Below are 22,489 nucleotides of genomic sequence, written 5' to 3'. Positions count from 1 at the left end.
CTCAGGTCCCGGTCGCGCGGACCGGCTCCACCCCGGGGCCGGTCCCGCCGAACCCGCCGACCTCTCCGTCCGTGTCGGCGGACCCGTCGGTCTCGTCGGCGGTGGCCGGGTCGCCGTCGACACCGCTGATGCCGAGTTCGGCGGCGGCGTTGAGGCCCTCCAGGTAGCCGATGGCCCGCTCGGTGCGCGGGTAGCGGCGCACCCAGGACCAGAAGACGTCGTCGTGCGCGGCGGACAGCAGGTGGGCCAGCTCGTGCACCAGCACGTAGTCGACGACCCAGCCCGGTGCGTCCCGCAGGCGTTCGCTGATCCGGATGGTGGCGTCGTCGGGGGTGCAGGATGCCCAGCGCGTGCGCATCACCGGCACCCACCGGATCGACGACGGCCGCGCCCGCCCCTCCAGCCAGCGCTTCGACAGCTCCTGGCCGCGGCGCATCAGGGCCTCGTCGTTGTCGCGGCCCGGTGAGCGGCGACGTGCCTCGCTCGCCTCGACCCGCTTCACCATCTCCGCGACCCAGTCGCGTTCCTGCTCGGGGGACATCCAGCCCGGGATGAACACGACGAGCCGCTCCCCCTCCCGCCGGGCACTCACCATGCGCTTCCGGCGGGCGCTGCGTCGGACCTCTACCGGGGGACTCGCCATGGCTCCAGGGTAGGCCGCCGCGGTTCGCGGGTGCGAACGGTGCGGACGCGTTCCGGCCCCGTCGCCACGCGGACCGGGCACCGTGGCCAGGGTGACCGGACTGCCCCCACGGCTCGCGCTCGCCGCCCACCTCGCCGTCCTCCCCACCGGGCCGCGGTCCCGCCGGATCGGGTCCGGCCCACCGCGGGCCCGGCTGCTGGAGGAGCTGTCCCCCGCCGCCGTCGCCGCGCTGGACCGGCTCGTCGACGGGCCGTGTGCGACCGGCGCGCTCACCCGGGGCGACGACGAGGTCGCGGTGCTGCTCGCCGTCCTGTGGCGGGCGGGGCTGCTCGCCGACCCCGATGTCGAGGACCGGGTCCGGCGGCGCCGGGAGGGCACGCTCGTCGAGGTCCGCGGCGCGGACGCACTCGCCGTGGCGGTCGTCGCCGGGCTGGCCCGGGCCGGGATCGGACAGCTGTACCCGCAGGTGCACGGCGTGACGGGCGCCGACGACGTCCTGGCCGGGCTGCCGGTGGGGCCGGGCCGGGACCGCGAGGTCGAGCTACGCGCCTTCCTGCGCGACGCGGGCGTCGGCACCGATCCGCCCCGGCGGGTCCCCGCGGACCTGGTGGTGCTCGTCGGCGACGGGCCGCTGCCGCCGGAGTCGCCGATGGAGCATCTGTTCGTGGCCCTGCGCGACGGCTGCGGCGCGGTCGGGCCGCTCGTCCTGCCCGGCCGCGGGCCGTGTCCCGACTGCGCCGGGGCGCCCGGCACGGCCGGGGTGCCGTCGTCGGCGGCACCGCACGTGCTGGTCGCGACGGCGGCGGTGGCGGTCGGTCAGGTGCTCGCCGCCGTCGACGGGCCGGTGCGCGGCGGGGCGCCGCCCGCGTCGTGGGGAGCGGTACTGGAGGTCGGCGCGGAGGCGGCGACGGTCGTCACCCGACCGGGGTTCCGACGCCCCGGCTGCCCCTGCGGCGCAGCGGCCGGGCCGGTACCGGACGGTGCGTCGGGGCCCACCGCGCCGTGCGGGACCACCCCGGCCGGGTGGACAATCATGGTGTGAGCGACATTCCCCGACGGACCGTCTCGCGCACCGCCAAGCTCGCCGGCCTCCCGCTCGGCGTCGCCGGACGTGCCGCGGCAGGATTCGGGCGCCGTCTCACCGGTGGTGACCGCGACGAGATCGCCGCCCAGCTCGCGGCCAAGAGCGCCGAGCAGCTGTTCGAGGTGCTCGGCGAGCTCAAGGGCGGAGCGATGAAGTTCGGGCAGGCGCTGAGCGTGTTCGAGGCGGCCGTGCCCGACGAGTACGCCGAGCCCTACCGCGAGGCACTCACCAAGCTGCAGGCCGCGGCGCCGCCGATGCCCATGGCCGACGTCGACTACATGCTCACCCAGCAGTTCGGGCGGTCGTGGCGGTCCCGGTTCGCCGACTTCGACGAGACCCCTGCCGCCTCGGCCAGCATCGGCCAGGTGCACCGCGCGGTCTGGAAGCGCGACGGTCGCGACGTCGCCGTCAAGGTGCAGTACCCCGGCGCCGAGGAGGCGCTGCGCTCCGACCTGCGCCAGCTCGGGCGGATGAGCCGCATCCTGCAGCCGCTGGTCCCCGGGATGGAGATCAAGCCGCTGGTCGCGGAGCTCAAGGACCGCATGGAGGAGGAGCTCGACTACCGCGACGAGGCCGCCTACCAGCGCGAGTTCGCCGCGTTCTACGAGGACGACCCGGACGTGAAGATCCCCCGCGTCGTCGGGTCCGCACCCAAGGCCGTCATCACCGAGTGGGTGCAGGGCCGTCCGCTGGCCTCGATCATCCGTGACGGCACCCGCGAGGAGCGCGACCACGCGGGCAACCAGCTGGCCCGTTTCCACTACTCCGCGCCGGACCGCGCGCACCTGCTGCACGCCGACCCGCACCCCGGCAACTTCGGGATCCTCGACGACGGCCGCCTGCTCGTCCTCGACTTCGGTGCCGTCGCCCGGATGCCCGACGGCATGCCGCCCGAGCTGGTCACGATGACCAAGTACGCGCTCGAGAGGCGCAGCGGCGACCTGATGGCCCTGATGCGCTCGGCCGGGTTCGTCCGCGACGGCGCCCGGATCGAGTCCGAGCAGATCCTCGGCTACCTCGCACCCTTCACCGAGCCGCTGGGGACCGAGGAGTTCCACTTCAGCCGCCGGTGGATCCAGCAGCAGGCCGAGCGGGTCGGTGACCTCCGCAGCCCGGAGGCGGCCATCGGCCGGTCGCTGAACCTGCCCCCGCGGTTCCTGCTGGTGCACCGGGTGACGATGGGGACCGTCGGCATCCTGTGCCAGCTCGACTCCCACGTGCGGCTGCGAGAGATCGTCGCCGAGTGGCAGCCGGAGATGTTCGAGCCGGACGCCCCGACGGGCTGACCCCTCCCCTCGCTCCACCGGTCCTCCGGGCAGGGGTGTGCTGTCGTCGCTTTGCTCTGCTCACCGATACGCAGCACTGCAGGTGAGCGCCGTCTCCGGGTTCGTCGCGGAGGCGGGGACGCCCGGTCGAGCACGGCCCGGCCGGGCCGCCACCACTGCGCGCTCGACGGATTCTCCCGGCGCGTCGACCAGGTGCCACCCCGACGACTCGGCAGCCAGTTCGCTCGGACCGGACGGCCGCGCCATCACCCGATTGACATACCGATGGTATGCTGAACTCGCTCACATACCGACGGTACGCAAAGAGGGTGCACCGTGCTCCACAGCTGCTACCCGGTCCTCGCGACGGCCGACCTCCCGGCCGCCCGCGCGTTCTGGACCGGGCCGATGGGATTCGAGAGCGTCTTCGACGCCGACTGGTACGTCAGCCTCCGGCGCGGGCGCTTCGAGCTCGCCCTGCTCGACCGGGACCATCCGACGATCCCGGCGGCGTACCGCGGCCGGTCGGCCGGCGGGATGCTGGTGAACATGGAGGTCGACGACGTCGACGCCGAATGGGACCGCCTCGTCGTCCGCGGCGGTCTGGAGGCCCTGCTCCCGGTGCGGGACGAGGCCTTCGGACAGCGGCACTTCATCGTCGCCGGGCCGGACGGGGTGCTGGTCGACGTGATCACCGAGATCGCCCCGTCGCCGGAGTTCGCCGACGCCTTCTCCGGCTCGCAGGCCCCCTGAGCTGCGGTGCTGCGTATCGGTGAGCAGAGCACAGCGACGAGCAGGCACCCTCCCACCCGCGGCACGGCAGGTCCCGGACACGACGGTGCCCCGCCCGGACGCAAGTCCGGACGGGGCACCGAGGGGTCGGCCGCAGATCAGCCGGCGCGCAGCCGCGCCCGCTCGGCTCGGGAGGCGGCCCAGGCCGCGATCCAGGACCAGCCGCGGCCCGCGGTGATCCGGCGCGCGAGCCGGTGCTCGGCCGCCACCCGTTGCGCTTCCTGCTGATGGGATCTCGCCAACGCTTCCTGGATGAGCGTCATCACGTTCTCCTGGTTCACGAGGTGGGACGAACGGTCGGTGTGGGACGTCGGTCGCACGGCCGGTGCCGGCTTCAGGTCGTTCATGTCGGTCTCCTCGGGTCTGGTGGTTCGGCGGTGCCGCGGTGCGGGTCGCGCCGGTGGTGCTGTGGTCAGCGGCTCGCGGCCAGGGCCAGTGCCCGGTCGCGCTCCAGGTCGGCCTTGCGGGGACGCCCCCTCGGGCGCTTGCGCGGGATCACCCGACCGTGGTCGAAGATCTCGCCTCCCCACACGCCCCACGGCTCGGCACGCTCCAGCGCGCCGTCCAGGCAGGCCTGCCGGAGCGGGCAGCCGCCGCAGCGGGACTTGGCCTCCTCCAGCTCGGCCGGGGCCTCGGCGAACCACAGGTCGGCGTCGCCGTTGCGGCAGGGCAGGGCCGAGCCGCGGCCGGACGGCCCGCTCGGCACCGACCGGAGCCGCACCTGGTCGGGTCCAACGCCGGCGCCGGACTGCTCGGTGATCATTCCGCCGTCACACGGAACGGATCGCACGTACACGATCGACCTCCTCGATCGAACTTCTCTGCTACAGGTCAGGACCGGTCTGGTCAGGGTGTGTCATCTCTCGGGACGGAACCTGGGACAAAAAAATCGGGGCCGCGGAACCCGTGTGCGTGGGTTCCGCGGCCCCGATGGGACTCGCTGGGTGCTGAGGAGGTCAGGTACCCCCTCGGCGCCCGGGAACGAACGCAGCTGTGCACTTGTCATCGAAGATCGGGCCGGCGACCGCGACCGACATGCCGCCCTGCGGGTACACCTCACCCGTGGAACGGGGCGTCGACGGCGCGAGCAGCGCCACCCCCTGCTGACGACGACGGACGCCGGACTCCGCGGTGACCGCGATGCCCGCGTGAGCGACGTCGTGCGCGACGACGGTCTGCTCCGGGACGCACACCGGGGCCGGAACGGACAGGGCGGTGCCGATCAGGTCGGTCGTGTTGATCGTGCCCATCTCGTCACCTCCTCCGGTTCCGCCCGCGGTCTCCCGCGCGACGCGTCTGTGTCGGGAGCGTGGCGCTCCACCTGGTGCCGACGACACTAGAAGTGCTGCACACGGCACGGCAACCGATTATTCGAAGTCTCGCCGGAAGTTCACGCAGATCCCTACCGAAGAGGGGGTCTCGCCCCCTCCGCCTCGTGCTCGGCGAGCACCCGGAGCACCTCGTCGCCGTAGCGGTCCAGCTTGGCGGCGCCGATCCCCGGGATGCCGACCAGGGCCGACGGGCCGGCCGGCCGCTGCTCTGCGATCGCGGTGAGCGTGGCGTCGGTGAGCACGACGAAACCGGGCACGTCCTGCGCCTTCGCCTCCGCCGCCCGCCACTGCTTCAGGCGGTCCAGCAGCTCCAGGTCCACATCGGACGGGCAGTCGTCGCAGCGGAGGAGCTTGGTGGCGGTGGTGCCGAACAGCGGCGTCCCGCAGACGCGGCACTTGGGCCGGGCGCCCCCGGGGCGGCGCTCGCCGGCCACCCGGGACGCGGGATGCGAGTCCGGGATCAGTCCGTAGAGGAACCGCGAGCGGCGTCGCTTCGGTCCGCGACCGGAGGCCCGGGACAGCGACCACGACATCGACAGCACCCGCCGGGCGCGGGTGACTCCGACGTAGAACAGCCGGCGTTCCTCCTCGACGGCGGCCTCGTCGTCACCCGCGTGGCCGATGGGGAGGGTGCCGTCGGCGAGCCCGACGAGGAACACCGCGTCCCACTCCAGGCCCTTCGCCGCGTGCAGCGACGCCAGCGTGACGCCGTTGACGACCGGCGCCTGCGCGTGGTCGGCGCGGGTCTCCAGCTCCACGCACAGCCGGTGCAGGTCGGCCTGCGGCTCGACCGCGGCGAGCTCCTCGGCGACGCCGACCAGCGCCAGCAGCGACTCCCACTGCGCGCGCAGGGTGGCACCCTTCGGCGGCTCGTCGGTCAGCCCGGCGCGCGCGGTCAGCACCGCGCGGGTGACGTCGACGAGGTCGGTGCCCGGCCGCTGGTCCGGCGCCGCGGTGCGTAACGCGAGCATCGCCCGGCGGATCTCGGGCCGGTTGAAGAACCGCTCGCCGCCGCGGATCTGGTAGGGCACCCCGGCGTCGGACAGGGCCTGCTCGAACGCCTCGGACTGGGCGTTGATCCGGAAGAGCACCGCGATCTCCGACGGCTCGGTGCCATCGTTGATCAGGGTCAGGATCCGGCCCGCGACGGCGGCGGCCTCCCCTGCCTCGTCCTCGTGCTCGGAGAAGTCCGGGTCGGGCCCCGGCGGGAGCTGCCCGACGAGCTGCAGCCGGGACCCGGCGGGCCGGTTGCGGGCCGCGCCGATCAGCTGGTTCGCGCAGCCGACGATCTGCGGGGTGGAGCGGTAGTCGCGCTGCAGGCGCACGACGGCGGCGTCGGGGAAGCGGCGCGGGAACTCCAGCAGGTAGCGGGGTGAGGCACCGGCGAAGGTGTAGATCGTCTGGTTGGCGTCGCCGACGACGGTCAGGTCGTCGCGGTCGCCGAGCCAGGCGTCGAGCAGGCGCTGCTGCAGCGGGGTCACGTCCTGGTACTCGTCGACGACGAAGCACCGGTAGCGCGACCGGAACTCCTCGGCGACGCCGCCGTGCTCCTCCAGCGCGATCGCCGTGTGCAGGAGCAGGTCGTCGAAGTCGAGCTGCTCGCTCGCGTTCTTCAGCTCCTCGTACGCGGCGTAGACGGCGGCCACCTGCTCGGCCGGGCCGGGCGTGTCGCGACGGCGGCGGGCGGCCTCGGCCGCGTAGTCCGACGGGGCGACCAGCGTGGACTTCGCCCACTCGATCTCGGAGGCGAGGTCGCGCAGCGCGTCGGAGTCGGTGCCGGCCCGGGCGCGGGCGGCGGCCTGGCCGACGAGCCGCAGCTTGCCGTCGAGCAGTGGCCACGGGCTGCCACCGACCATCTGCGGCCAGAAGTAGCGCAGCTGACGCAGCGCGGCGGCGTGGAACGTCCGGGCCTGCACCCCGGACGCGTCCAGGGCACGCAGCCGGGTGCGCAGCTCCCCCGCGGCCCGGGCGGTGAAGGTGACGGCCAGTACCTGGCCGGCGGCGACGTGGCCCGAGGTCACCAGGTGCGCGATCCGCCGGGTGATCGTGCGGGTCTTGCCGGTGCCCGCCCCCGCGAGGACGCACACCGGGCCACGCGGTGCGTACACCGCGGCCCGCTGCTCGGGGTCCAGGCCGTCCGCGCCGACCGGGGCCGCCGGGTCCGGCACGGCGCGGGTCGCACGGGCGGGGCGGGCGGCGGATCGGGACGGCACCCACCCATCCTGACACCCACCCCCGACGGTCACGGGTCGCCCGTCCCGCCCGTCCGGGTGCCGGGCAGGTCACAGCCGACGGGGAAGAATCCGCGGAGCGGACCGGTTGTACCCGACATGGCGGACCTGACGATGTACACGACCAGCTGGTGCGGCTTCTGCCGTCGACTCAAGCTGCAGCTCGACCAGGCCGGCATCGGCTACCGTGAGATCGACATCGAGCGCGAGCCGGACGCCGCGTCGTTCGTCGAGAAGGCCAACGGCGGCAACCGCACGGTGCCGACCGTCGTGTTCCCGGACGAGTCGGTCGCGACGAACCCCAGCTTCTCCGAGGTGAAGACCCGACTCGGGGTCTGACACCTCCCCTGATCTCCCACCACGGAGCGCGACGGCCCGCCACCGGTACCTCACCGGGGGCGGGCCGTCGCTTCGTCTGCGGCGGGTCAGCCCCCGGCGGCCGCCCAGGACTCGAGCATGGTGCGCGCGATCGAGACCTTGCCCGGCAGCATGACGACCGGGCCGTCGCCGGGGTCGGGCTCGTCCCGGGAGCCCCAGTCGCCGCGGGCCAGCGCCGCCCGCAGCGTGTCCCGGGTGATCCACAGGGCGTCGGCGATCTCGTCGTCCTGCGGGGTCAGCGGGACGTCCGGGTCCCCGATCGCGTGGAAGCCGACCATCAGCGACCGCGGGAACGGCCACGCCTGGCTGCCGAGGTAGCGCACGTCGGACACCGCGATGCCGACCTCCTCGGAGATCTCGCGGTGCACGCACGCCTCCAGCGACTCGCCGGACTCCACGAACCCGGCGAGCACCGAGTAGCGCCCGGCCGGCCACACCGGCTGACGGGCGAGCAGGACGCGGTCCGCGCCGTCGTGCACCAGGCAGATGATCGCCGGGTCGGTGCGCGGGTACTCCTCGTGGCCGTTGTCGCAGACCCGGGCCCAGCCCGCGTTGTGCGGGCGGGTGCGGGTGCCGTCGATCGCGCAGAACCGGGCGCGGTCGTGCCAGTTCAGCGTGGCGACCGCACCGGTGAGCAGGCCCGATCCGAGCGGGTCGAGGAACGCGCCGGCGGCGCGCAGGTCGGCCCACTCCCCCTCGCCGGTGAAGATGTCGCTGTCGGCGGTGCGTTCGGTCCCGACACGCACCGCCCAGTACGGGACGCCGTCGCGTTCGCCGAGCAGCACGGCCTCGGCCGGCGGCTCCACGGCGACGTCGGTGCCCGCGCGGGTCCGGACGTGCCCGCCGCGGCCCGCCGCGTCGTCCCAGGCGGCGGCGTCGACCTCGCGGAACTCGCGGCCCGGCTCGACCTCCCAGTCGACCGGGGTGCGGCCCGACTCGTCGACGACGACGACGCGTGCCGTCGCCCAGGTGTCGCGCACGTAGCCGGGGTCGAGGCGCCGGTTCTCGTCGCGGGACAGCGCGTTGCGCGACAGCACCGGCTCCTCGGTCAGGGAGAAGTCCCCGCGGCTCATCGCCCGCCTCCGCGGACCACGCCGCCGAGCGCGGCGAGCGGTGGCCCGATCACGTCGGCGTCCCCGACGATCACCCCGGTGAACCGGGTCGGTGCGAACAGCGCGGTGGCGGCCTCGGCGACCTCGTCGACGGTCACCTCCTCCAGCCGGCGCGGCCGGTCCCGGAGCCAGTCGACGTCGAGCCCCGCGGCGTGCAGCGCGGACAGGGTGCCGGCCAGCGCGGACTGGCTGTCCAACGAGATCAGCAGCGAGCCGATCGCGTAGCGACGGGCCGAGGTGACCTCCTGCTCGGCCGGCGGGACCGCCACCATGCGGCCGAGCTCGTAGCGGGTCTCGAGCAGGGCGGCGGCGGTGACGTCGGAGGCGACGTCGGCGTCGAGGCCGAGCACCGCGCCGCCGGGCACGAACTCCTGGCCGGAGTGCGCGCCGTAGGTGTAGCCCTTGTCCTCCCGGATGTTCTCCATCCAGCGCGAGGAGAAGTAGCCGCCGAACACGAGGTTCGCGAGCTGGAAGGCGGTGTAGCGCTCGTCGGTGCGGTCCAGGCCGGGCGCGGTGAGCCGCAGCTGGGACTGCACGGAGCCGGGCCGGTGGACCAGCTCCAGGTCACCCGCCTGCGGCGCCGGCGGGGCGGACAGCCGGCGCGCGGGGTGGTCGCCGGTCCACCCGCCCAGCCGGCGCGCGACCTCCGCGATCGCGGCCTCGGGGTCGATGTCGCCGACGAGGACCAGGCTCGCGCCGTCCGGGACGACGACGTCGGCGTGCAGCTCCCGCACCTGTTCCGGGGTCACCGCGGCGACGGCCTCGGCGGTCGGCATCTCCGAGACGATCGGGTGGTCGCCGAAGCGGCGGCGCATCAGCGCCTCGCGCGCGACGGTGCGCGGCTGCGCGCGGGCGACCGCGATCCGCTCGGCCAGCCGGGACCGCTCACGGGCGACCTCGGCGTCGGAGTGGGTGGCGGCGGTGAGGACGTCGGCGAGGACGTCGAGGACCGTCGGCAGCCCGGAGGCCAGCGCGGAGCCGCCCGCCTGCAGGTACTCCGGGTCGACGGCGACACCGAGCTCCCCGCCGACCGAGGCCAGTGCGTCGTCGATGCCGATCCGGTCGCGGCCCGCGGTGCCGGTCAGGATGGTCTCGGCGAGCACCTCGGTGCCCGCGGTGCGGGCGGCGTCGGCGACCGGCTCCGGAGAGGCGGCCGGGATCCGCAGGACGGTCTCGACCAGCGGGACCCCCGGACGGTGGGCGGCCAGGACGGTCAGCCCGTTCGGGAGGGTCTCGGTGAGCACGTCCGGCAGCGGCACCTCCTTGGTCCGGCCGAGCGCGGGCAGCGGGCGGGGGCCGCGCTCGGTGCGGCCGATCTCCTCCGCGCTGCGGTGGGTGCGGGCGGCGCTCACGCAGGGCCCCCTTCGGTGTGGTTCACGGTGCCGGGACGGGTCGGGGCGCTCACGCGTCGCCGTCCCCGGCCGGTTCGGCGGCCGGCTCGACCAGCAGGACGGCCCGCCCGGAGGACCGCAGCCGGGCGGCCGCGGCGGCGACGTCGGCCCCGGTCAGGGCGGCCAGCCTGCCGGGGAGCTCGACGGCGAGCTCGGCGCGGCCGTAGAGCAGCTCCCGGGCGCCCAGCCCGAGCATCCGGAACATCACGCGGTCGTCCTCACGGTGCAGCGCGGCCACCCAGCGGGCGGTCTGGCGCTCCAGTTCCTCGGTGCCGGGACCCTGCTCGGCGAGACGGTCCAGCTCCTGGTCGACGGCGGCGGTGACCCGGTCCGCGGACACCTCGGCCGGATGCACCGCGGTGATCGTGAAGGTGTCGGGGTCGCGGGCGTCGAACGGGCCGCCCATCAGGCCGTTCGACGCGGAGACGTCGGTGACCAGCTCGTCGGTGTGGACGAGGCGGCGCTGCAGCCGTGAGGCCTCGCCGTCGGCCAGGACGGTGGCGAGCATGGCGTGGGCGAGGTAGGCGTCGGGCTCGGCGGCCGGGTCGGGGACGCGGTAGCCGAGCGCGAGTGCGGGCAGCGGGGCGTGCGCGTCGGCCACCGCCTGCCGGCGCTCGGCACCGGGAGCGGGCTCGGCGAACGACGGCCGCTGCGGGACCGGCCGGGCGGGGATGTCCCCGAAGTGCCGCTCGACCAGGGCGAGGGTGCCGTCGACACCGTGCTCGGACAGGTCGCCGTGCACGGTGACCAGGGCGTTGCCCGGCGCGTAGAAGGTGTCGAAGAACGCGGCCGCGTCGTCCAGGCTCGCCTGCTCCAGCTCGGAGAAGTCGCCGTAGCCGTTGTGCGCGTTCGGGAAGGTGTCGTAGAGGACCGGGGGCAGCAGGATCCACGGGAACCCGCCGTAGGGGCGGTTGTGGACGTTGAGCCGGATCTCCTCCTTCACGACGTCGACCTGGTTGCGCAGGTTCTCGACGGTGAGCTTCGGGGCCCGCAGCCGGTCGGCCTCCAGGAACAGCGCCCGTTCCAGCGCCGCGCCGGGCAGCACCTGGAAGTAGTCGGTGTAGTCCTGGTGGGTCGAGCCGTTGAAGATCCCGCCCGCGGACTGGACCTGCCGGAAGTGCTCCAGCTTCTCCAGGCTCTCGCTGCCCTGGAACATCAGGTGCTCGAACAGGTGCGCGAAGCCGGTGCGGCCCTGCGGCTCGGAACGGAAGCCCACGTCGACGTGCACCGAGACCCCGACCACCGGGGTGGCCGGGTCCGGGACGACGAGCACGCGCAGCCCGTTGGCCAGCGTGGCCCGGTGCAGCTCGAGAGCGGATTGGTCGGCGATCACGGACACGGGAGCGAGGCTATCCCCCACCCCCGACAACCTGCCCGGTCAGGCGTGCTCGGGCGGCAGGATCACGAACTGGCGCAGCCCGAGGTCGCGGTAGGTGACCGGGCCGCGCGGGCCGGGGGTGTGGTCGACGTTGATGCCGGTCTCGGGCAGCCCGAGCAGCTTGTAGCCGTCGAGGAGCCGCGACGGCGCGTTCCAGAACACCCCGGTGCCGGTGTAGCGGTCGATGAAGCGCCGGGCGACCTGCTCGTCGGCGGCGCAGATCGTCGCGGCCAGGCCGGAGGTCTCCCGGGCGGCGGTGTCGGCGGCGTCGTCCGGCCCGTCGACGACGGCGACGGTCACGTGCGCCTCCGCCCCGGAGTCCAGGGCCCACTCGTGGCCGAGCGGGTGGTCGTGCGGGGGCAGCGACAGCGCGACGCCGCGGGCGTCGAGGGCGGCCTTCGCGACCGGCAGCAGGGTGTCGTAGACGGGCCGGTCGATGAGCAGCAGGTTCAGCCGGTTGCAGACCCCGAGCCGGTCGGTCGAGTCGGTGACCAGGCGGGTGACGTCGGCCTCGGTGGCGCTGGCGTCGAGGTAGAGCACGCCGCCGCCGTCGGCGTGGGCGAGCACCCGGGTGCCCGCGGTCGCACCGAGCACCGACAGCTTGCGGGTGACGTCCCCGGACCCGCGGACGACGACCAGCGGCACCAGGTCGGGCAGCCCGACCAGTGCCTCGGCGCCGGCGTGGCCGGGCAGCGGGACGAGCTGGACGGCGGCCTCGGGGAGCCCCGCGTCGGCCAGTGCGGGGCGCAGCACCTGCTCGACGAGTGCGGTGGCGCTGCCGAGCGCGGCCGACCCGGTGCGCAGGACGGCCGCGCTGCGGGCCTTGAGGACCTGCGAGGCGACGTCCACCGTCACGTTCGGTCGGGCCTCGAACACCGCGCCGATGACGCCGACCGGGATGCGTCGCTCGAACACCCGCTCGCCGGTCTCCAGCGTGCGGACCGGCCACTCGGTGGGCGGCTCGGGGGTCGCGGCGAGCACCTCGAGCTGGGTGGCGATGCCGGCGAGCCGCTCGGGGTCCAGGCGCAGCCGGTCGAGCAGACCCGCGGCCATGCCGTTCCGCTCGGCCGCCGCGACGTCGGCGGCGTTGACCTCGAGCAGCTCGTGCGCACGGTCCCGGATCAGCGACGCGGCGGCGCGCAGGGCGTCGTCGATCCGGCCCTCGCCCGCCGCGCGGACGGCCGGAGCGGCGGCCCGGGCGCGCTGCGCGGCCTCGCGGACGGCGGCGTACTCCGGGGCCTCGGTCGTCTCCTGCGGGGCGGTCACGGTGCTGCTCACGCAGGTCAGGGTAGGCGGTCGCCGGCGAGGGGCCGACCGGGTATCCGGTGTGGCCGCTCTGCTCACCGTGACGCAGCAGGGCCGGCGACGGATCAGGGCTCCGGGACGGCGTAGACGACGATGTTCGACTCGTAGCTCCGTGCGGCCGGGTCGAACACCCCGCCGCAGGTGATCAGGACGAGCTGCGGGTCGCCGTCGCGGCGGAACACCTCGCGGGGCAGGTCGTGCTTGCCGTACTCGCGACGCGCGACGACCCGGTAGCCGGCGGTGCGGCCGTCGGCGCCACGCACGACGACCGGCTCGCCCACGACGAGCTGCGGCAGCACCGACAGGAACCCGATGCCCTGGGTGCGGGAGTCGACGTGGCCGGCGATCACGGCGCTCCCGGTCGTGCCGCCCGGCAGGACGCCGGGTGCCCACCAGCCGACCGTGCGCACCTGCTCGGGGACGACCATCCCGCCGTCCGGGGCGGTGCCGACCGCGTCGACGGGTGCGGCCAGGCCGCGCGCGGGGAGCTCCAGGACGGCCGGGACGACCGGCGGCGCCGCGGCGCCGGGCTCGGCCGCGGGGCGCGGGAAGACCGCCGAGACGGTCCACGGCTCGCGCGGCGCGATCGGGGCCCCGGGGACCGCGACCGGGTCGGGCGGCGCCAGGACCGGCAGTACCCGGGCCACCGGCACCGCGCGCGTCGCGGCGGTGGGTTCCGCGGGGACCGCGCCGAGGTCGCTCGCCTCCAGGCGGGTGTCACCGCCGAGCGCGAGACCGGCGCCGGAGCCCAGCAGGACGACGCCGAGGAGCAGCAGCGCGGCCGCTCCCCGGACGCCCCCGGCCGGGCGCCGGCGCCGACGGGTCACGCGCGGGCGCGACGCAGCCGGACGGCGCCGGCGACGAGCAGCAGCAACCCGGCGCCGCCGAGCGCGACCGGCAGCGCGACGTCGGAGGCCGACGCCGCCTGGCCGCCGGTACCGGCGTCGACGGCGGGCGAGCCGGAACCGGAGGCAGGCCCGTCGCCGGCCCCGTTGCCGGAGCCGTTGCCGGGCGCGGTCCCGTTTCCGGCGGCGTTCCCGTCGGCGCCGGAGCCGTTCCCGTCGGCATTGCCCGAGCCCGAGCCCGGGGTCGTGGCGCCGGCCTCGGCCGCGGCCTGGTCCAGCTTGGTCTTCAGCTCACCCAGGTTCGTCAGCTGCGCCCGGGCCTGGTCGAGCTGCTCCGGCGGCAGGCCGGGCACGTTCAGCAGCTGCTGGGTCTGGTCGCTGAGCGCTCCGACCTGGGCCTGCGCGGCCTGCAGCCAGCCCTGGTCGAACTGCTCACCGGTGCGGGCCTTCAGGTCGTCGACCTGGGCCTGGATCTCCGGGGAGACCTGGTCGGGCAGCGAGACGCCGATCGCCGACGCCAGCCCCCGCAGCTTGTCGTTGAGCTGCTGGCCCTCGCCCTGCACCTGCGGCGCGAGCTCCTTGACCGTGTTCCCGACACCCTGCTCCAGGCCGATGCCGCCGAGCGCGGCGAGCCCGAGGGCCTTCTGGTGGGCGTCGCCGAACGCCTGGCGCGGGTCACCGACGCCCGGGACCTGCGGCAGGTTGTCCGGCAGGTTCGGCACCTGCGGAGTCTCGCCACCACAGGCGGTCAGTGCGACGAGCGCGGCCGCGGCGACGGCGGCACCGACGGTGCGGCTGATCCGGCGCGGGCTGGTCATGGTCCTACGCGTCATGCGAGTCATCCCCCGGGAGTCACTGCTAGGCCTTATGGGCTATCGCCCTACCCCATGTGGCGCAGCTCCAACCGCGCGGCGGACCTGGCGGGCGGCGAGTGGCTATCGCCGACGGCTGAGCGGCGCCGGGGCCGACGGCGGCGGGACGACCGGCCCGACGTCGCCGTCGGGGGCCTCGTCCAGGTCCAGGACGACCGGGGCGTGGTCGCTGGGCAGCTTTCCCTTGCGTGCCTTGCGGTCCACCCACACCGCGGCGCGCCGGTCGGCCGGGCCCGATCCGGCCAGCACGAGGTCGATCCGCATCCCCTGGTCCTGGTGGAAGCGGCCGGCCCGGTAGTCCCAGTAGCTGAAGACCCGCTCGTCGGGCCAGCGCTCGCGCAGGACGTCGCGCAGCCCGGTCCCGAGCAGCGCGGCGAGCGCGGCCCGCTCGGCGGGGGTGACGTGGGTGGCGCCGTCGAACAGGGACCGGTCCCAGACGTCGTCGTCGGTGGGGGCGATGTTGACGTCCCCGGCGACGACCGTCGAGTCCGGGTCGCCCGCCGCGACCTGCTCGCGCAGCGCGGCGAGCCAGCGCAGCTTGTAGGCGTAGTGCGGGTCCTCCGGGCTGCGGCCGTTCGGCACGTACACCGAGGTGACCCGCAGTCCGCCGCAGGTGGCGGTGACGGCGCGCGCGTCCGGCTCGGCGAGCCCGCCCTCGGTGAAGACGGGCTCGTCGGGCAGGCCGCGGACGACGTCGTCGAGCCCCACCCGCGACAGCAGGGCGACACCGTTCCACCGGCCCTGGCCGTGGTGCGCCCACGCGTAGCCGCGCTCGGCCAGTGCCTCGTCGAAGCTCGCGGCGAAGTCGTCGTCGGAGAGCTTGGTCTCCTGCAGGCAGACGACGTCGGGTTCCCGTTCGTCGAGCCACGGCAGCAGCCGGGGCAGCCGGGACTTCGCGGAGTTCACGTTCCAGGTGGCCAGACGCACGGCCCCGACCCTACGAGAGGAAGCGCGTCACCGATCGCCGGATACCCGCGACGTCCAGGCCGTGGGCGGCGTCGTGGTCGTCCGGGCTGCCGTAGCGGCGCAGCTCGGCCGCGCCGACCCCGAGTCCGAGCACCCGGTGCCGCACGTCGCGCAGCACCTCGGCCACCGGCCGCACCGAGGTCCCGGCCAGGTAGGGCTCGACGAGCACGACGTCCGGCTCGGACAGGGTGGCGCGCACCGTCGCCGTGTCGAACGGGCGCACCGTGGGCGCGTAGAGCACGGTCACGTCGAGCCCCTCGACGGCGGCGAGCGTCCGGTCCGCCAGGGGCCCGACGGCGACGACCGTCCCCCGGCCCCCGCGGCGCAGCACCGTCATCGACGGCCCGGTGCCGTACGGCCGCGCGTTGGACGCGCCCGACAGCCGGAGGTAGACCCGGTCGTCGCCGGGCAGGGCGGCGCGCAGCTGCGCCTCGGCCTCGTCGGCGTGCCCGGGCACGTGCACGGTCCAGCCTTCGAGGGTGTCGAGCAGCGGCACGTCGCGCGGGCCGAAGTGGGTCTCCCCCGCGCCCGCCATGTCGTAGGACCCGCCGGCCGACACCAGCACCGCACCGACGCCCTGGTGGCCGAGGTCGAGCTTGAGCTGCTCGTAGGGCCGTTCGACGAGGAACGGCGCGAAGGTGTGGACGACCGGGCGCATCCCGGCCAGCGCGAGCCCACCGGCGGCGGAGACCAGCAGCTGCTCGCGGATGCCGAGGTTGATCACCCGGTCGGCGACGGCGGCCGGTGCGTCGATGTAGCCGGCGCCGATGTCGGCCAGCAGCGCGACGGCCCGCGGGTCGGCCGCGAGCAGCTCCGGCAGCAGGCCGTAGAAGCGTTCCCGCAGGTCAGGCGGGGTCGCGGGCTCGGAGGTGGTGGCGTGCTGCGTATCGGTGAGCAGAGCAAAGCCGGTCATCGGACGCTCCCCTTCGGCTCGACGTGGGCGACGACCGCGAGCGGCCGGTCGGCGTGGTCGGTGCGGAACGCCCGCTCCAGCGCGTCGTGGTCGCGGCCGTCGGCGTCGACGGTCGCCCACCCCTCGACCGCGAAGCGCGCGGCGATCCCGCCGGGCCAGCCGTGCGAGGCCGAGCTGTTGTCGACGACGACCGCGGTCAGCCCGGCGAGGCCGGCCCGGCCGGCGTACTGGACGGCCTCGGCGTTGGACCCTTCGTCGAACTCGGCGTCGCCGAGCAGTACGACGGTGCGTGCGTCGCGCCCGGCCAGCCGCAGCCCGAGCGCGGTGCCGACGGCCAGGCCGAGCCCGTGCCCGAGCGAGCCGGAGGAGATCTCGACGCCGGACACGAGGGTGCGGTCGGGGTGGTGGCCGAGGTTCGAGTCGAACGCGGCGAACCGGTCGAAGGTCGCGGGGTCGAGGAAGCCGCGGGCGGCGAGGACGGCGTAGAGCGCCATCGGGCCGTGCCCCTTGGAGATCAGGAGCCGGTCGCGGTCGGGGTCGTCCGGGTGCTGCGGGTCGACGCGCAGGATGCGGTCGTAGAGGACCCAGAGGACGTCGAGGGTGGAGGTCGCGGCGGCCTCGTGCTTCTCGTCGCCGGTCAACCGGGTCATGAGCCCGGCGAGGTCGGTGTAGCCGGTCGGTGATCGCATGGTCACCACCGTGCGACCTGAAGTCCGATTCAGGTCAAGGGGCCGATTCAGGCCGAGGGGTCTACTCCTCGTCCGGCGGGGTGGCCTTGCGGACGTAGAGCAGCTGGTCGCCTCGCTCGAGCGCGTCGACGGCGGCGGAGTCCACCCGGTGGAGCTGCTCGCCGCGCACCACGCCGAGCACGATGTCGGGCAGGTGCCGCGGCGAGCCGCCGACCTCGGTCGGCTCGACCTGGCGCTGGGAGATCGCGAAGCCGGCGTCCGGGGTGAGCAGGTCCTCCACCACCTCGACGACCGCGGGCGAGCGGGTCGCGACGCCCAGCAGCCGGCCGGCCGTCTCGTCGGACACGATGACCGAGCTGGCACCGGACTGGCGGAGCAGGTGCACGTTCTCCGCCTCGCGCACCGCGGCGACGATCGAGATGGACTTGGACAGCTCGCGGGCGGTCAGGGTGACCAGCACCGCGGTGTCGTCGCGGTCCAGGGCGACGACCAGCGTCGTCGCCAGCTGCACCCCGGCGATGCGCAGCACCGCGGACCGGGTCGCGTTGCCGGACACGGTGACCAGCCCCAGCCCCGACGCCACGTCCAGCCGCGCCCGGTCGGTGTCGACGACGACGATCTTCCCGGGGTCCACGTCGTCGCCCAGCAGCGTCTCCACCGCCGCGCGACCCTTGGTGCCGTAGCCGACGACGACGATGTGCTCGCGCACGCGCGACCTCCAGCGCTGGATCCGGAACGACTGCCGCGACCGCTCGGTGAGCAGCTCGACGGTCGTGCCGACGAGGACGATCAGGAACAGCACCCGCAACGGGGTGATCACCGCGATGTTGATGCCGCGGGCCATCGGGCTGACCGGGACGATGTCGCCGTAGCCGGTCGTCGACAGCGACACCGTCGCGTAGTAGAGGGCGTCGAGCAGCGAGATCTCGCCCGCGCCGTTGTTGTCGAGGTAGCCGTCGCGCCCGAAGAAGACGATCAACGTCGTCGCGCCGAGCGCGAACACCGCGATCACCAGGCGGGTCATCAGCGAGCGCACCGGACCCGACCGCGTGTCCGGCATCCGCAGCGCACCCTCGACATGCGGGTCGAGTGCGCTGAGCCGGGTGGAGCCGATCACCTGCGCAGGCTAGCGCCCAGGTCGCGCCGCACCGACCGCGCGGGCCCTATCCTCACCCAGGTGTCGGCCGACGGGGACCACGAACGTGCGACGCCGACCGCGCGCACGTCGCTGCGGCCGCGGCTGAGCGCACGCCGGTTCCGCGGTGCTGCCGCACCGGGTCCGGACCCGACCGAGACGCTCGAGACGGGCGTCGCCGTGGCCGCGGGCCTGCGCGAACCGGCCGGGTCCCCCGCCGCGACCGAGGCATTGCGCCGGCTCGCCGGGCTCTGCGGTGCCGACGCCGCGGGCCTGGTCCGGCCCGGCCTGCCCGACTCCTGGTGGGGCCCCGGCCGCGCGGACGGCCTCGCGCTCGCCGGGCGGACCCGCGGGCGGCGGCTCACCGAGGCCGGCCGCACAGCACTGCCCGTCGGCGACGGGCCGGTGCTCGTCCTGGCCGGTGAGGTCGGGTCCGCCGCCACCCGCCGGGCCGCCGCCTTCGTCGCCGACGCCCTCGAACGCGCCCGCCTCGCCGACGGCGAGGCCGAGGCCGAGGCCGCCCGGCTGCGCGCGCTGCGGGCCCAGATCTCGCCGCACTTCGTCTACAACGCGCTCACCACGATCGCCTCGTTCGTCCGCTCGGACCCGGCGCGCGCCCGCGACCTGCTGGAGACCTTCGCCGAGTTCATCCGGCACTCGCTGGCCGCACGCGGCGACTACGTGCCGCTGGCCGGGGAGTTCCGGTCGGTCGAGGCCTACCTGACCCTCGCCCGCGCGGTGCTGGGCGAGCGGCTGCGGGTGCAGGTACGGGTGGCGCCCGAGGTGTTGCCGGTGCCGGTCCCGGTGCTGGCGCTGCAGCCGCTGGTGGAGAACGCGGTGCAGCACGGCGTCGAGCGCTCCGCCGACGGCGGGCTGGTGCAGGTCAGCGGCGAGGCCGAGGGGGACGTCTGCGTCATCACCGTCGACGACGACGGTCCGGGCATGAGCCCCGAGCACGCCCGCGACGTGCTGGCCGGGACCGCCGAGGGGGCCGGGCTGGCGCTGGTGAACGTCGACCGCAGGCTGCGCGCGGTCTACGGCCCCGACCACGGCCTGGTCATCGAGACCGCGCCCGGCGCGGGCACCCGGATCGTGCTGCGGATCCCGCGGTTCCAGCCCGGGGTGGTGATCTGAGGTGGCCCCCTCCGCCGCACCGCTGCGGGTGCTGGCCGTCGACGACGTCGCCCCCGCCCTCGACGAGATCTGCGCGCTGCTGGCCGACGCGCCCGACGTCGGCGAGGTCGCCCGGGCCGGTGGCGCGGTCGAGGCGCTGCGCGCGATCCCCACCGGCCGGTTCGACGCCGTCTTCCTCGACATCACCATGCCCGGGATGGACGGCCTGGAGCTCGGCGGCGTGCTGGCCGCGATGGCCACCCCGCCGGAGATCGTCTTCGTGACGGCGTTCGAGGAGCACGCCGTCGCCGCGTACGGACTCGGCGCCGTCGACTACCTGCTCAAGCCGGTCGGTGCGGACCGGCTCGCCGACGCGCTCGGCCGGGTGCACCGGGCCCGGGCGGGCCGCTCGGCCGCCCGGCCGGGCGCCCCCGGTGTGCGCTCTCCGGAGCCGCCGGGGCCCGCGCTGCCCCGTGTCGACGAGCTCGCGGTGCTGCCGGTGGAGGCCGCCGGGCGCAGCCGCTACGTCCGCCGCGAGGACGTCCGCTTCGTCGAGGCGCACGGCGACTACGTGCGACTGCACCTGCCCGAGGGCTCGCACCTGGTGCGGATACCGCTGTCGCGGCTGGAGGAGCACTGGGACCCGCACAGCTTCGTGCGGGTGCACCGCAGCTTCCTGCTGCACCTGCCCGCGGTCCGCGAGCTGCGCAGTGACGCCGGCGGCGGTCTCCTCGCCCACACCGACGCCGGTGACGTGCCGGTCAGCCGTCGCCACGCCCGGGACCTGCGCGACCAGCTGCTCGCCGCGGCCACCGCCGGGGCGCTCGACGGCCACCGCGGCCCCGACGGCGACGGCGGCCAGGGAAGCGGCCGGGGGCGGCCGTGAGCTCCCGCCCGCGCCGGGTCGCGGTCAGCGCACCACCCGAGCGGGCCACGGCCGTACCGCGCCCGCAGCCGACCGCGGCGCTCGACCCGGGGCTGGCCGAGCGGGCCCGCGGCCTGCGCCGGGCCCAGCTGCGCCGGGCCGTGGTCACCCTGGCCTGCGCCGCGGTGCTGTTGTTCGGGCTGCCGGTGCTGCTGCGGCTCGCGCCGGACCTGGCCCGGTGGCGGGTCGGCGGGCTCCCGCTGGGCTGGATCGCGGTCGCCTGGCTGCCGTATCCGCTGCTCGGGCTGCTGGCGTGGTGGCACCTGCGCCGGGCTGAACGCGCGGAACGCCCGTGACGGCCGCCGCGGTCGTCGCCCTGCTGCTGGTCACGGTGCTGATCGGGGCACGGGGCGTCGCGGCGATGCGGACCACCTCGGACTTCCTCGTCGCGTCCCGGCGGACCTCGCCGATGCTCAACGCGGCCGCGGTCTCCGGGGAGTACCTGTCGGCGGCCTCGTTCCTCGGCGTCGCCGGGCTGGTGATCAAGGAGGGCACCGGGGCGCTCTGGTACCCGGTCGGGTTCGCGGCGGGCTATCTGCTGATGCTCGCGCTGGTCGCCGCGCCGATGCGCCGCTCCGGCGCACTGACCGTGCCCGGGTTCGCCGAGGCCCGCCTCGGGTCGCGGTCGCTGCGCCGGTTCTGCGCGGTGGTCGTCGTGGTGATCGCGGTCCTCTACCTGGTGCCGCAGATCGTCGCGGCCGGGCAGCTGCTGACGCTGGTGTCCGGCGTCGACTACTGGGTCGGGGTCGTGGTGTCCGGGCTCGCCGTCGGGCTGACCCTGGCGCTGGGCGGGATGCGCGCGGCCACCTACGTGCAGGCGTTCCAGTTCGCGCTCAAGCTGCTGCTGTTCGCCGGGCCCGCGATCTGGCTGCTGCTGCTCGCGGGCCCGGCGCTGCGGGCCGACATGGCCGCACCGCCGGAGTTCACCCGGTTCACCGCCACGACCCCGGTCGACTTCCGGCTCGACACCGAGCTGGTGCTGACCGAGCCGACCGTCGTGGTCGTCGACGGGGCGCCGGTCCCGCTCGCCCCCGGCCCGCACCACGCCGCCGCCGACTCCGTCTGGGTCTTCCCCGACGGCGCCGCGGTGCCCGAGCTGGGCGGCGACCACGCGTCGCTGCCGGTGCCCGGCGGCGCCGAGTGGGCGCTGCCGCTGCTCGGCACCGTCGACACCTCGCCGCTGCTCACGACCTGGTCGGTACTGGTCGCGACGGCGCTGGGGACGATGGGGCTGCCGCACATCATCGTGCGGTTCCACACCAGCCCGGACGGGCGCGGGGCCCGGCGGACCGCGGCGATCACCGTCGCGATGCTCGGCGCGTTCTACCTGTTCCCGATCGTCTACGGGCTCCTCGGCACGGTGCTCACCCCCGAGCTGTACCTCTCGCAGGGCACCGACACCGCGATCGTCACGCTGCCCGGGCGGGTCACCGGCGGCGGCACCGCGGCGGCACTGACCGCGATGCTCACCGCGGGCGCCTTCGCCGCGTTCCTGGCCACCTCGCTCGGGCTACTCCTCGCACTGTCCGGCGCGCTCGCACACGACCTCATGCCCTCGGGGCTGCGCCGGCTGCGGCTGACCGCGCTGGCCGCGTCGGCGGCCGTGGTCCCGGCGGCCCTGCTGATGGTGCGCGTCGACGTCAGCGCGGCGGTGACCTCGGCGTTCACCGTCGCGGCGTCGACGTTCTGCCCGCTGCTGGTGCTGGGCCTGTGGTGGAAGGGGCTCACCGCGCGGGGCGCCTACGCCGGGATGGTCACCGGGCTCCTCGCGACGCTCGGCTCGATGGCACTGGGTGCCGCGCTCGGGCTCGGCGGGACCGCGGGGATGCTGCTCGCCCAGCCGGCGCTGTGGTCGGTGCCCTGCGCGTTCCTCGTCATGATCGCAGTGTCACTGGGCGATCACGCTCCGTCGGACGCGGAAGCTACGATGCTACGGCTCCATCTGGCCGATCGAGAGTGAGCGCTTTAGCGTAGCGGCGACATCGTCGTCAAGACCGCTCGTCGTCCGGTGCCGCGCTCGATCGTCCGGTCGTCGGCCGCTTGCATCTTGGGTCGCCCGGAGCGTGCGTGTGGGGTTCCGCACACGGCCCGAAGGCCCTTTCCTGGGTCCGGTCCCGTGGC

The 22,489-nt window shown here is 75.2% G+C and carries 23 protein-coding genes; 8 read left to right on the top strand and 15 right to left on the bottom strand.

From position 1 onward, the window contains the following. Position 1: 1 nt before the first annotated feature. Positions 2–643, bottom strand: coding sequence for a M48 family metallopeptidase (locus Ae717Ps2_RS03550; RefSeq protein WP_083695603.1), 642 nt, complete (start codon positions 641–643; stop codon positions 2–4). 91 nt (positions 644–734) lie between these two features. On the opposite strand from Ae717Ps2_RS03550, the gene Ae717Ps2_RS03545 reads away from it, so the two are divergent. The 3 genes from Ae717Ps2_RS03545 to Ae717Ps2_RS03535 all read left to right on the top strand — a co-directional run bounded on the left by Ae717Ps2_RS03545 (position 735) and on the right by Ae717Ps2_RS03535 (position 3,745). Next, positions 735–1,685, top strand: a complete 951-nt coding sequence (locus Ae717Ps2_RS03545; RefSeq protein ID WP_075308082.1) for a hypothetical protein — start codon at positions 735–737, stop codon at positions 1,683–1,685. After that, positions 1,682–3,013 carry an AarF/ABC1/UbiB kinase family protein gene (locus Ae717Ps2_RS03540; RefSeq protein WP_020621763.1) on the top strand — a complete coding sequence of 444 codons (1,332 nt, stop codon included), beginning with the start codon at positions 1,682–1,684 and terminating at the stop codon, positions 3,011–3,013. Before Ae717Ps2_RS03545 ends, Ae717Ps2_RS03540 begins: the two co-directional genes overlap by 4 nt. Before the next feature lie 315 nt (positions 3,014–3,328). Continuing rightward, positions 3,329–3,745, top strand: coding sequence for a VOC family protein (locus Ae717Ps2_RS03535; RefSeq protein WP_075308084.1), 417 nt, complete (start codon positions 3,329–3,331; stop codon positions 3,743–3,745). 137 nt (positions 3,746–3,882) lie between these two features. Here the strand turns inward: Ae717Ps2_RS03535 and Ae717Ps2_RS03530 are convergent, their stop codons facing one another. From Ae717Ps2_RS03530 to Ae717Ps2_RS03515, 4 genes are all read right to left on the bottom strand, one after another. Further along, positions 3,883–4,131 carry a hypothetical protein gene (locus tag Ae717Ps2_RS03530; protein WP_020621761.1) on the bottom strand — a complete coding sequence of 83 codons (249 nt, stop codon included), beginning with the start codon at positions 4,129–4,131 and terminating at the stop codon, positions 3,883–3,885. A gap of 65 nt (positions 4,132–4,196) precedes the next feature. Continuing rightward, positions 4,197–4,580: a WhiB family transcriptional regulator gene (locus Ae717Ps2_RS03525; protein ID WP_308187986.1), complete on the bottom strand. Its 384-nt coding sequence runs from the start codon at positions 4,578–4,580 to the stop codon at positions 4,197–4,199. 160 nt (positions 4,581–4,740) lie between these two features. Beyond that, entirely contained in the window at positions 4,741–5,034 is a 294-nt protein-coding gene (locus Ae717Ps2_RS03520) for a hypothetical protein (RefSeq protein WP_020621759.1), read from the bottom strand. Between the two features lie 152 nt (positions 5,035–5,186). Next, on the bottom strand, positions 5,187–7,283 hold the full coding sequence (locus tag Ae717Ps2_RS03515; RefSeq protein WP_075312306.1) for an ATP-dependent DNA helicase UvrD2: 2,097 nt from the start codon (positions 7,281–7,283) through the stop codon (positions 5,187–5,189). A 177-nt stretch (positions 7,284–7,460) separates the two neighbouring features. Here Ae717Ps2_RS03515 and Ae717Ps2_RS03510 point away from each other — a divergent pair, with 177 nt between their 5' ends. Continuing rightward, positions 7,461–7,685, top strand: a complete 225-nt coding sequence (locus Ae717Ps2_RS03510; protein WP_304442433.1) for a mycoredoxin — start codon at positions 7,461–7,463, stop codon at positions 7,683–7,685. An 86-nt stretch (positions 7,686–7,771) separates the two neighbouring features. On the opposite strand, the gene nudC is transcribed toward Ae717Ps2_RS03510, so the two are convergent. The 10 genes from nudC to Ae717Ps2_RS03460 form a co-directional block, all read right to left on the bottom strand. Then, the gene (gene nudC / locus Ae717Ps2_RS03505) at positions 7,772–8,797 is read right to left on the bottom strand and encodes an NAD(+) diphosphatase (protein ID WP_075308086.1); all 1,026 of its coding nucleotides are present in this window, start codon (positions 8,795–8,797) and stop codon (positions 7,772–7,774) included. Beyond that, complete coding sequence (locus Ae717Ps2_RS03500; RefSeq protein ID WP_075308088.1) at positions 8,794–10,188, bottom strand: pitrilysin family protein; 1,395 nt, start codon at positions 10,186–10,188, stop codon at positions 8,794–8,796. The genes nudC and Ae717Ps2_RS03500 overlap by 4 nt, the downstream gene beginning before the upstream one ends. A gap of 49 nt (positions 10,189–10,237) precedes the next feature. Further along, a complete protein-coding gene (locus tag Ae717Ps2_RS03495; protein ID WP_083695601.1) occupies positions 10,238–11,566 on the bottom strand; it encodes a pitrilysin family protein in 1,329 nt (442 codons plus the stop codon). A gap of 39 nt (positions 11,567–11,605) precedes the next feature. Continuing rightward, a complete protein-coding gene (locus Ae717Ps2_RS03490) occupies positions 11,606–12,883 on the bottom strand; it encodes an aldehyde dehydrogenase family protein (RefSeq protein WP_083695600.1) in 1,278 nt (425 codons plus the stop codon). Between the two features lie 92 nt (positions 12,884–12,975). Next, positions 12,976–13,737: a class F sortase gene (locus tag Ae717Ps2_RS03485; RefSeq protein ID WP_075308090.1), complete on the bottom strand. Its 762-nt coding sequence runs from the start codon at positions 13,735–13,737 to the stop codon at positions 12,976–12,978. Then, positions 13,734–14,588 carry a DUF4142 domain-containing protein gene (locus Ae717Ps2_RS03480; protein ID WP_158071452.1) on the bottom strand — a complete coding sequence of 285 codons (855 nt, stop codon included), beginning with the start codon at positions 14,586–14,588 and terminating at the stop codon, positions 13,734–13,736. The genes Ae717Ps2_RS03485 and Ae717Ps2_RS03480 overlap by 4 nt, the downstream gene beginning before the upstream one ends. A 102-nt stretch (positions 14,589–14,690) precedes the next feature. Continuing rightward, positions 14,691–15,554 (bottom strand): exodeoxyribonuclease III, encoded by an 864-nt coding sequence (locus tag Ae717Ps2_RS03475; protein ID WP_075308095.1) that lies wholly within the window; start codon positions 15,552–15,554, stop codon positions 14,691–14,693. 10 nt (positions 15,555–15,564) lie between these two features. After that, on the bottom strand, positions 15,565–16,506 hold the full coding sequence (locus Ae717Ps2_RS03470; RefSeq protein ID WP_083695597.1) for a transketolase family protein: 942 nt from the start codon (positions 16,504–16,506) through the stop codon (positions 15,565–15,567). After that, positions 16,503–17,195: a transketolase gene (locus Ae717Ps2_RS03465; protein WP_075312314.1), complete on the bottom strand. Its 693-nt coding sequence runs from the start codon at positions 17,193–17,195 to the stop codon at positions 16,503–16,505. Before Ae717Ps2_RS03465 ends, Ae717Ps2_RS03470 begins: the two co-directional genes overlap by 4 nt. A 61-nt stretch (positions 17,196–17,256) precedes the next feature. Further along, the gene (locus tag Ae717Ps2_RS03460) at positions 17,257–18,255 is read right to left on the bottom strand and encodes a TrkA family potassium uptake protein (RefSeq protein WP_226363087.1); all 999 of its coding nucleotides are present in this window, start codon (positions 18,253–18,255) and stop codon (positions 17,257–17,259) included. A gap of 117 nt (positions 18,256–18,372) precedes the next feature. Between Ae717Ps2_RS03460 and Ae717Ps2_RS03455 the strand changes: the two genes are divergently transcribed. From Ae717Ps2_RS03455 to Ae717Ps2_RS03440, 4 genes are read left to right on the top strand one after another with little or no spacing between them, the layout of a single operon-like run. Beyond that, positions 18,373–19,464, top strand: a complete 1,092-nt coding sequence (locus tag Ae717Ps2_RS03455; protein WP_233147428.1) for a sensor histidine kinase — start codon at positions 18,373–18,375, stop codon at positions 19,462–19,464. A 1-nt stretch (position 19,465) separates the two neighbouring features. After that, the gene (locus Ae717Ps2_RS03450; protein WP_075308097.1) at positions 19,466–20,329 is read left to right on the top strand and encodes a LytTR family DNA-binding domain-containing protein; all 864 of its coding nucleotides are present in this window, start codon (positions 19,466–19,468) and stop codon (positions 20,327–20,329) included. After that, positions 20,326–20,664, top strand: a complete 339-nt coding sequence (locus Ae717Ps2_RS03445; RefSeq protein ID WP_075308099.1) for a hypothetical protein — start codon at positions 20,326–20,328, stop codon at positions 20,662–20,664. Before Ae717Ps2_RS03450 ends, Ae717Ps2_RS03445 begins: the two co-directional genes overlap by 4 nt. After that, entirely contained in the window at positions 20,661–22,328 is a 1,668-nt protein-coding gene (locus Ae717Ps2_RS03440; protein ID WP_075308101.1) for a cation acetate symporter, read from the top strand. The genes Ae717Ps2_RS03445 and Ae717Ps2_RS03440 overlap by 4 nt, the downstream gene beginning before the upstream one ends. Positions 22,329–22,489: the final 161 nt, after the last annotated feature.

It is taken from the genome of Pseudonocardia sp. Ae717_Ps2, from assembly GCF_001932475.1.
Lineage (GTDB): Bacteria > Actinomycetota > Actinomycetes > Mycobacteriales > Pseudonocardiaceae > Pseudonocardia.
Note: the sequence above shows the minus strand (reverse complement) of the source record. Positions and strands in the feature narration are given on the sequence as shown.